This is a genomic window from Pseudomonas sp. G34 (genome assembly GCF_031119625.1).
GTDB lineage: Bacteria > Pseudomonadota > Gammaproteobacteria > Pseudomonadales > Pseudomonadaceae > Aquipseudomonas.
Window position 1 is genome coordinate 1 of the sequence record NZ_JAVHZV010000015.1, and the last position, 3,405, is coordinate 3,405.

Here is a 3,405-nt window from a genome sequence, read left to right on the forward strand (position 1 = left end):
GCAGTGTTGATGGTGATACCACGAGCCTTCTCTTCCGGGGCGCTATCGATCTTGTCGAAGTCGACCTTGGCCGAACCGAAAACCTCGGAGCAGACGCGAGTCAGAGCAGCGGTCAGAGTGGTTTTACCATGGTCAACGTGACCGATGGTGCCAACGTTGACGTGCGGTTTGTTACGTTCAAACTTTTCTTTAGCCATTTTGACCGTCCCCAACGAAGAATTCAGCTAGCGATACCGCCATTAAAACAAAGGCAGATACTTTCATATCTGCCTTTATTAAATGGAGCTCATGAGCGGATTTGAACCGCTGACCTCACCCTTACCAAGGGTGTGCTCTACCAACTGAGCTACATGAGCGAAACACAGTGCGCAAACCACAAAAGCTGGAGCGGGCAGCGGGAATCGAACCCGCATCATCAGCTTGGAAGGCTGAGGTTCTACCACTGAACTATGCCCGCGGAGCCTGCAGCTCACGCCTAAATCTGGTGGAGGGAGAAGGATTCGAACCTTCGAAGTCTATGACGTCAGATTTACAGTCTGATCCCTTTGGCCGCTCGGGAATCCCTCCATAAGGAGGCGGCATTCTCTTTATCTGCCACCCTACTGTCAAGCACTTTCTCATTTAAAAACCTGAGCTTAGCGACGCTAACAGCAACTTCGCATTTCATCCCTAGAGATGACCACCCTGCGAAGCGGGCGCCATTCTATGCATTCTATCGAACGCTTGCAACCCCCTCGCATGGCATTAATTGATGTTGTAAGCCATTGAAGTCCAAAGACAAACGCTCGAGCAGGGAATCATCGACCAAACGCCGGCTTTCCGGGGCTATCCGCACCCAGTGGCTGCGGTTGGCGCGCGGCAACTCACGCAACAGCGGCTCATAACCGGCGCGGCGCAGGCGCGAGATCACGCTGTCGGCCGAGTCATGGCGAGGAAAGATGCCCAGCGAGATACCATTGGCGAGATCGCCCTGGCTGATGATGTAACTATCGATCTTGCGCGCCTGCAGTTCACGCAACTGCCTTAGCGATGCCTGCCGGGAAGCCAGGGGAGGCAGATAAACCCAGTAGTCGACAGCGCCTGCCGACTCGATCACCTGGCTTTGCGAGCCAATGTCCAGGCTCAGCAACCGCTGCTCCACCTGCTCGGCCTGCGCCGGCTCATCGAAGGGCCCCAGGAACAGGCACACCGCCTGCTCGGGCGCATCCTCCCTGACAGCAGAGGCACGCCGCTCCTGCGGCTTGGACTCACTCAACAGCTGGATGTCGCGTCGGCTGTCCTGATACAGGGAAAGCGGTGCGACCTCCTTGGCCTGCATGGGCACCTGCTGCTGATGCCAGACGTAATAGAAGGCGTTGAGCACCACCAACAGCATGAAGATCCAGCGCATCACTTATCTCCCGCCACTGGGCAGGCGATCGCCAACCCGATGAACACCAGGTCGGGCACCACCCGCGCCGCCGGAACCCACTCTGACGCCATCGCTGCATCGCCTCCGGTCAGAAACACCGCCACCTCCCCCCCGCATTGCTGGCGAGCCAGCTCGAGCTGGGTGGTCACGAAACCGCGCAGCATCAAGCGACAACCACGCTCGACCGCTTCGGCGGTGCAGCGCCCCGGCATCAGGCTGTCGCTGGCGTGTTCCGCTGCCACACTGTCATAGCGAATACGCCGGGTGTGGGTCAGCAATTGACTGCGCATCAGCGGCATACCCGGGCATATGAAACCACCCAGATGGGCGCCATCCGCAGCGACGAAGTCCGAGGTGATCGCCGTACCGAGATCCAGGATCAGGCAGGCTCCGCGCTCCAGGCTGTAGGCACCGACGACAGCCAGCCACCGATCGAGCCCAAGGCGCTGATACTCCAGGTAGCCATTGTGCACCCCAGCAAGCACCTGGGCAGGCGCAGCCACCCGGCATTCGATGGCGAAGCGCGCAGACAAGGCCGCACAGAGCAGACGCGTTTCATCATCGCCACGCACACTCACCAGGCGACAAACCGAAAGCTGCCCCGCGAAACGATCGACCAGCGCGGCGATGAGCTCCTCACCGCTGTCCGCCACACCACTGGCGAGTGCCGAGCCCAGGCCGGCACGCGGCAGGACTCGCCATTTGATGAAGCTGTTACCGCAGTCAAGCTCAAGAATCATCATGCAACCTCAAACTGAGCTCTCCACCGCTGAACACTTTTTCCTGCCCGTCGATTTGCAGGCGCAGAGCCCCCGTATCATCAACCCCGAGAACACGCCCCTGAATGGTCTGCGCCCCGGCGGCAAGCACCACCACTCGCCCCTGCCACAGGTGATTGGCCTCCCACTGCTCACGCAGCGCGGCGAAACCCTGCACCTGATGCAACTGAAGATAACGCTCGAGCTGACGATTGAGGCCGGCCACGAACACGTTGCGATCGACCTGCTCGCCCAGCACCTGACGCAGCGATGTCCAGGGCTGGTCGATAACCTCGCCCTGCGGCGTCACTCGCATGTTGATGTTCACACCGATACCGATGACCACATGGCAAACATCGGCTGGATCACCGGACAGCTCCAGCAGGATACCGGCGATCTTGCGGCCGCCGACCAGCAAGTCGTTGGGCCACTTCAAACCCGCATCGGCAGCGCCGGCATCGCGAAGCGCCTGCAGCAGCGCAAGCCCGACGACAAGACTAAGACCTTCGAGCTGACGCATCCCGCCGCTGACCCGCAGCACCAGGCTGTAATAAAGATTCTCGCCGAACGGGCTCGCCCAGCTGCGACCGCGCCGACCACGACCCGCGGTCTGTTGCTCGGCAATCACCAGGAATGGCGGAACGGCACCCGACGCCAGATGACGCATGGCCTGGGCATTGGTCGAGTCGACTTGCTGCAGCAGGGTGATCGGGTAGGTCGACGAGGCGCAAAGCGAGTCATTGTCCAGCAGCGACAAGGGCGCCTCGAGCCGGTAGCCGCGTCCGCGAACCTTGTGGATCTGCAGGTCGAACTCGGCCTCGAGCGCCTGCAGGCGCTTCCAGATGGCCGCCCGACTTACGCCCACGGCAGCACCGAGCTCTTCGCCCGAATGAAACTGCCCATCCTGTAGAAGTCGCAATAAAGACTGCATGCCTAACCTGTCCTGCTTCAAGGAGCGCATGATAACGATGCACTCGCCTGCTGCCTACACGACCAGGGCGCATTCATTCTGATAGAAAGAGGCAGGAGCAACAGCCTGGCGCGGGCTCTAGGCGCCGAGCACGCGCAGCAGACCATGACCACGGAACAAACTCACGGCGCCACAAGCTCTAGTACGAGCCTCCCGTAGCCTGGGTTGAGCGCAGCGATACCCAGGAAGGCGCCCTTCGAGATCGCTCGTCCGTGCCGGCTTCCAGCTTTTCCCAGGCCCACAAAGGACGAAACCCCAGACCTCTT

General features: G+C 60.5%; 4 protein-coding genes and 3 tRNA genes. All 7 read right to left on the bottom strand.

All coding sequences use genetic code 11. From position 1 onward, the window contains the following. Nucleotides 1–197, bottom strand: a 197-nt coding sequence (locus QYS36_RS10030; protein ID WP_256592507.1) for a GTP-binding protein, incomplete at its 3' end; no start/stop codon positions are given. Between the two features lie 83 nt (nucleotides 198–280). Continuing rightward, nucleotides 281–356, bottom strand: a tRNA-Thr gene (locus tag QYS36_RS10035). A 27-nt stretch (nucleotides 357–383) separates the two neighbouring features. Then, nucleotides 384–457: transfer RNA gene (locus tag QYS36_RS10040), tRNA-Gly, on the bottom strand. A gap of 25 nt (nucleotides 458–482) precedes the next feature. Continuing rightward, nucleotides 483–567: transfer RNA gene (locus tag QYS36_RS10045), tRNA-Tyr, on the bottom strand. Between the two features lie 145 nt (nucleotides 568–712). Beyond that, on the bottom strand, nucleotides 713–1,390 hold the full coding sequence (locus QYS36_RS10050; RefSeq protein WP_308839343.1) for an SPOR domain-containing protein: 678 nt from the start codon (nucleotides 1,388–1,390) through the stop codon (nucleotides 713–715). Beyond that, entirely contained in the window at nucleotides 1,390–2,151 is a 762-nt protein-coding gene (locus tag QYS36_RS10055) for a pantothenate kinase (RefSeq protein ID WP_308839344.1), read from the bottom strand. The genes QYS36_RS10050 and QYS36_RS10055 overlap by 1 nt, the downstream gene beginning before the upstream one ends. Continuing rightward, nucleotides 2,141–3,100 (bottom strand): bifunctional biotin--[acetyl-CoA-carboxylase] ligase/biotin operon repressor BirA, encoded by a 960-nt coding sequence (birA, locus tag QYS36_RS10060; protein ID WP_308839345.1) that lies wholly within the window; start codon nucleotides 3,098–3,100, stop codon nucleotides 2,141–2,143. Before birA ends, QYS36_RS10055 begins: the two co-directional genes overlap by 11 nt. Nucleotides 3,101–3,405 lie beyond the last annotated feature (305 nt).

Coding starts and splice junctions, on each gene's coding strand:
- QYS36_RS10050 (WP_308839343.1), bottom strand. CDS start 1,390: ATGCGCTGGATCTTCATGCTGTTGGTGGTGCTCAACGCCTTCTATTAC.
- QYS36_RS10055 (WP_308839344.1), bottom strand. CDS start 2,151: ATGATTCTTGAGCTTGACTGCGGTAACAGCTTCATCAAATGGCGAGTC.
- birA (WP_308839345.1), bottom strand. CDS start 3,100: ATGCAGTCTTTATTGCGACTTCTACAGGATGGGCAGTTTCATTCGGGC.